General features: G+C 46.2%; 3 protein-coding genes and 2 pseudogenes. 1 reads left to right on the top strand and 4 read right to left on the bottom strand.

Annotated elements, in window-relative coordinates:
- On the top strand, positions 1 to 503 hold a 503-nt coding region (locus tag ETC02_RS16150; protein ID WP_483299734.1), incomplete at its 5' end, for an IS1634 family transposase.
- Between the two features lie 119 nt (positions 504 to 622).
- Here the strand turns inward: ETC02_RS16150 and ETC02_RS16145 are convergent.
- From ETC02_RS16145 to ETC02_RS16130, 4 genes and pseudogenes are all read right to left on the bottom strand, one after another.
- Positions 623 to 1,399, bottom strand: a pseudogene (locus ETC02_RS16145) (phosphohexomutase domain-containing protein); the annotation flags it as partial.
- A gap of 189 nt (positions 1,400 to 1,588) precedes the next feature.
- The gene (locus tag ETC02_RS16140; protein ID WP_171698421.1) at positions 1,589 to 2,767 is read right to left on the bottom strand and encodes an RNA-guided endonuclease InsQ/TnpB family protein; all 1,179 of its coding nucleotides are present in this window, start codon (positions 2,765 to 2,767) and stop codon (positions 1,589 to 1,591) included.
- 125 nt (positions 2,768 to 2,892) lie between these two features.
- Positions 2,893 to 3,366: pseudogene (locus ETC02_RS16135) on the bottom strand (phospho-sugar mutase); the annotation flags it as partial.
- A 176-nt stretch (positions 3,367 to 3,542) separates the two neighbouring features.
- Complete coding sequence (locus tag ETC02_RS16130; RefSeq protein WP_216367869.1) at positions 3,543 to 4,370, bottom strand: glycosyltransferase family protein; 828 nt, start codon at positions 4,368 to 4,370, stop codon at positions 3,543 to 3,545.
- Positions 4,371 to 4,406: the final 36 nt, after the last annotated feature.

Here is a 4,406-nt window from a genome sequence, read left to right as displayed (position 1 = left end):
TTGACGTCGAATTCGACCAAGACGCGTGGGAACAGGCGAGACGGAAAGCGTCCCGGTTTGTCCTTGTCACGACCGTTCCGAAGGAATGGAAGGGCCAACCCATGGATGCCCAAGAGATCTTGAAGCTATATAAAGGGCAGATCTCGGTGGAAATGAACTTCGCTTTTTTGAAAGATCCGTTTTTCACGGATGAGATTTACGTCAAAAAACCAGAACGGGTCGCAGTATTAGGCTATTTGTTTCTGTTGGCCTTGGCGATTTACCGCGTTTTTCAGCGCCGAGTGCGTCAGTTTATTACTCCAGAACACCCGTTGAAGGGTCCTGGAGGCCGCAAGCTGACCCGGCCGACGGGACAGGCGATTTTTCAGCTGTTTCAATATGTGAACGTCGTCCTGTTCAAGCTGCCGGATGGGCGCATCCAACGCTCACTGGATCGCTCCCTTACCCCTGATCAGCGAAGGATTCTGCAGGGGTTGGGGCTGGATGAGAGCATTTACGTGTAACGTCATACGGAACGACCAGCGATGGTAAAAAAAGGATTGCCATCGCTCGTTGTGTTGGTCAAAAAGTTATTCTGAAAAACTAAATAAAAAATCCTTTGTTTTGACCTTGTTAGGGTGCGAAATGTGAGGATTAAATAGCCATAGCTTTCTTCATACCCGAATTGGAACGTGTATTCTCTTGTTCGTTCAAACTCGTTAATCTTCTCGCCGATAAATTTAAACCCAGTCAATGTATTGATCGTTGGCAACCCATAATGCTCGGCAATCGCGCGGCCGATTTCGGACGTCACGATCGTTTTCACAACGACGCCGTTTTTCGGCAAGATTCCTTTTGCCTGCTTTTGGGATAATAAATATTCCAGCATTAACGCACCCATTTGGTTGCCTGTTAACACGACATATTCGCCATCTAAATTTTTCACCGCGACACCAAGCCGGTCCGCATCCGGGTCGGTCGCCATTAAAATGTCGGCATCGATTTTTTTACCGTATTGAATCGCTAATGCAAACGCGGCATGCTCTTCCGGATTTGGCGAGGCAACAGTGGAAAAGTTCGGGTCTGGAAGTTCTTGTTCTTTTACCACCGTCACGTTTTCAAAGCCAAATGCTTTTAAACCAGCGCGGACTAGCTTATTGGCTGTGCCATGCAAAGGAGAAAAAACAATTTTTAAATCTTTCGCTACTTCCGCAACTATTTCTGGATTGAGTTGAATCGTTTTTAATTGCTGAAGGTAGGCTTCATCGATTTCTTCGCCGATATAGGTAAGCAATCCGTTTTCCAGAAGTTCTTGCTCGCTTGCTACTTCAACCGTCAATTCATTTTCGACGGCATTGACGTATTGAATAATCGCATCTGCCACAGCTGGCGGGATTTGCCCGCCGTCTTGCCCATACACTATGAACCTCTCCCACCTACACTCCGTTTAGAGATAGGAGTTTCTTACCACTCGCCCGAAGAAGCTTCGGCGCAGAAGAAGGCTCTCTTCTCCCGCTCGATGCACGCATCGGAAGTCTTCCCGGCCGATTCGGTAAGCAACATCGGCTTTTGACCGATGGGGCGGAACGACCCATCTACTACTTCTTGCTTACGCAATCCGTAGATACGTGAGCTTCGTCGGTACCGGCCAAGGAAGAATATGTCCATGCACCGCCTTGCTCAAGATATTTCGGGCTCCATGAACGTCCCGATGTTCTTTATATCCACAAGAACAGGCAAAAATTCGGCCCGACACTTTTTTTCGTTTCCGGCAGACAGGACATGTCTGGCTCGTATACGATTCGTCCATCTCTTTCAGGCGAATGCCGTGCTGGGCTAATTTGTAGGCCAGATAGTTCTTGGTTTTCCCGAATGACCAATTCGAGAGCTTTTGCGCTTGTTTCCGGCTGGCCCGTTTTTTCTTTCGCGTGTGCCGCTGGACTCCCTCGACATTTCCGATGTACACATCGGAAACCGATTGGGCACGGCACCAATCAACAAACTGTTTCGTTGTTTTATGAAGGGCATCGCGCAGCTGGCGTTCCGATTTCGATAAGATGTACTTCTTGGCCCGTTCATACTTTTTCCATTGCCGGGACCCTTTTTGGCATCTCGATTGACGGCGTTGAATCTCGGCTAATTTTTTGTTTCGCAGCCGGTGAAGCGAGCGCACCTTTCGCCCCGTGATGAGGAGGGCTTGGCCGTTTTCGCAAAACGCCCCGATCGTATGGATTTCGCCAAGATCGACGCCAACCGCATGCCCCGGCTGGTACGCTTTCGCTTCCTGGCCATCGTCATAGGTGATGGCAAGATACCAGCCATGATCATAACAACATTCGATTTCTTTGATCGTTCCCTGCGGCAGCTGTGAGACGTAGACGATAATCGGTTTTTCGCGTTTTCCACCATGGATGCCCATGGACAACGTGATTTTCCCATTTTCATGAATGGTGAATCCGTCTTTTGCCCATTTGGTGTTGAAAAATGTCTTCTGCTTGTACGGATAACGAACGTGGCGATGTCCTTTCTGGATAGCGGCTCGAGCGGATTGCCGGGCGAAGAGGTATTGGTGGCAGACGGCTTGAATGGACTGGCTGTGAAGATGGAATCGCCCTTTCGTTTGTTTTTGCAGCTCGCTTTTCGAGATCCAGCGGCCGTGTTGAAGGAAATGCTCTTTGGCCAATCGGAGGCATTCATTCCAGACGCGAGCCGACTCGCGGTTACAGGCACGAAGCCGCTCGAGGTCCGCCTTCGATGCCCGGAAGGCCACTTTTTGCCCACGAAGCATGGTGGATCCTCCTTTCACCAAATCATGGATAAGAATAGTATAGCACATATGTTCTATTTTTAGGAGAAAAAACAACCGATTCCTCTCCCACCTACACTTTGTTTAGAGGTGGGAGACTTCTCGGTAAATATGTTAAACCCGTTATACTCCGGCGGATTATGACTTGCGGTAATGACCACACCGGCAAACGCCCCAAGATAACGAACCGCAAACGACAGCTCTGGCGTTGGACGAAGCTCTTTAAATAAATAAGCTTTAATTCCATGCTTCCCAACCGTCTTTGCCACTTCTAAGGCAAACTCCGGTGACTTATGGCGAGAATCATAGGCAATCACGACACCGCGCGCTTTCGCTTCTTCGCCTTGTTCAACGATATAACGCGTTAATCCTTCCGATGCTTTGCGAATGGTATAGATATTCATTCGATTTGTACCAGGACCAATTTCCCCGCGCATACCGCCTGTGCCGAATTCCAAATTTTTATAAAAACTATCTTCAAGAGCTTTTTCATTATGCTGCATAGAAATTAATTGTTGTTTTAATTCTGCATCTAGCTCTGGATAGGAAAGCCATTTTTCTACTGCTGTTTTATATGTCATCTTTCTGTCCCCTCCTTTGTTGTTTACAGATGTGTTGAAATGGCCCAACAGTCCCCCGTTGGCTCGGAAGGAATGTCCTACCCGTACAAATCCAGCAATTTCGTTCCGCTCTATATCCTCTCTTGGAATACAGGACGTAAGAAAATTGGCTGTCCCATTATGGTTAAACCCTTTCATTATTTATTTCTTAACACTTGCAAAATTTCTTTTGAAATCATATCCGCTTCATTAGCAAAAAAGGTGTGAGCATATTTATATTGACTTCTCAGCTCTTTGATGAACGCTTCGTCAATGATAAAATTGTGTAATTCGTTCCATGTAATTGTCTTGCACAAATGATTTTCTTTTAAAAACGAAATCGTATGTTGATCTTCTTTCATCACTTGTCGATCTAAAATCAATAATGGCTTACAAGCGCATACTGCTTCACTAACGATTCCCCAACCAGGCTTTGAAATGATTAAATCCGCTGCGGCAATATAATGTTGCGATTCGATGTAGTCTTTTGGAATGGAAAAAACGTTTGGCCTTTGCACTTGGACGTTGGATGAAACAATAAACGTACAATTAGGGCTATCCCAAATCGGCAGCCGTTCTAATTGCTCGATATCGATTTTCATGCCGAGTCCAAAGAAAACAACGAACTGATCGCCAGTTGTGTTTATAAGTTTCCTTATCCTATGAACTTCATTTTCATCTACATTTCTTGCAAAAAAGCCAAACTGCTTCGTTCCTTTCATCCCCCAATCCGGCTCTTCGCTTCCGGTCAAAGAAAAGAAATAAGTCATTTTTTCATAGGCTTTTTTTAGAGGTTCAAGCAACGAATCAGCAATTAATCCTTGATATGCCGTATACCAAGTAAAATTCGATATTCCAATAGAAGGAATCCCTAGCATATACGCCGCTTCAAACGGAAAAGATCCATGGGCAATGGTTTGCCCTCCACCCAGGGATGAAAATCCCCCTTTTCTTCCCATAATGAAGAATAGGCGCAAACAGTTCAACAGGACGTTATGCTTAATGGTGGCTTAGACCCTGTA

Source organism: Geobacillus sp. DSP4a (assembly GCF_013096875.1).
In the GTDB taxonomy this organism is placed as follows: Bacteria; Bacillota; Bacilli; order Bacillales; family Anoxybacillaceae; genus Geobacillus; species Geobacillus thermophilus.
This window is presented reverse-complemented; position numbering and strand designations above follow the sequence as displayed.

What these genes read in the sequence shown, in the direction of transcription:
- ETC02_RS16140 (WP_171698421.1), bottom strand. Translation starts at nt 2,767, where the DNA reads ATGCTTCGTGGGCAAAAAGTGGCCTTCCGGGCATCGAAGGCGGACCTC.